Consider the following 642-nt stretch of genomic DNA (forward strand, 5'->3'; position numbering starts at 1 on the left):
CCAAGGAGATCAAGACATTGATCTCGGCGTCATCAGCGCAAGTGGCCAACGGCGTGTCGCTGGTCAACCGCACCGGCAGCGCGCTCACGGACATCGAAACACAGGTCGGCAAGGTGACGGGGCTGATCGGCGAGATCGTCGCGGCATCCAGCGATCAGGCCTCCGCGATCGGCGAGATCAATCTATCGGTCAATACGCTCGACCAGGCGACGCAGCAGAATACGGCCATGGCCGCCGAGACGACGACCGCCTGCCGCGCGCTTGGCGGTGAAACGCAGGCGCTCGAGGCTGTGGTTGGCCGTTTCCATCTCGATCACATCACCGGGCAGAGACAGAACAAGGCCGCGTGACCAGCGACCCGGTCCCGCGGCCTTGCAAAATTCTTCGCCGGCGAAATAATCTCTGCTCAGGCCGCCTTGGCGATGCGGTCGAAAGAGATAAGCTTTTCGAGCAGCATCGGCATATCCTTGAGATAGACCATGTTGGGACCATCCGATGGCGCGTTGTCCGGATCCTCGTGCGTTTCCATGAATACGCCAGCGACGCCCACGGCCACCGCCGCACGCGCCAGCACCGGCACCATCGCCCGATCGCCGCCGGTAGACGCGCCCTGCCCGCCCGGCTGCTGCACCGAATGCGTGG

At 63.9% G+C, this 642-nt stretch carries 1 protein-coding gene and 1 pseudogene; one reads left to right on the forward strand and one right to left on the reverse strand.

The window, feature by feature from the left end; all coding sequences use genetic code 11:
* Positions 1–350: methyl-accepting chemotaxis protein (locus AC1D0P_RS26820; RefSeq protein ID WP_477679510.1), on the forward strand; the 350-nt coding region annotated here is incomplete at its 5' end.
* Between the two features lie 56 nt (positions 351–406).
* On the opposite strand, the pseudogene AC1D0P_RS26825 reads toward AC1D0P_RS26820, so the two are convergent.
* Positions 407–642, reverse strand: a pseudogene (locus tag AC1D0P_RS26825) (3-deoxy-8-phosphooctulonate synthase); the annotation flags it as partial.

The organism is Polaromonas sp. P1_G2 (assembly GCF_056405515.1).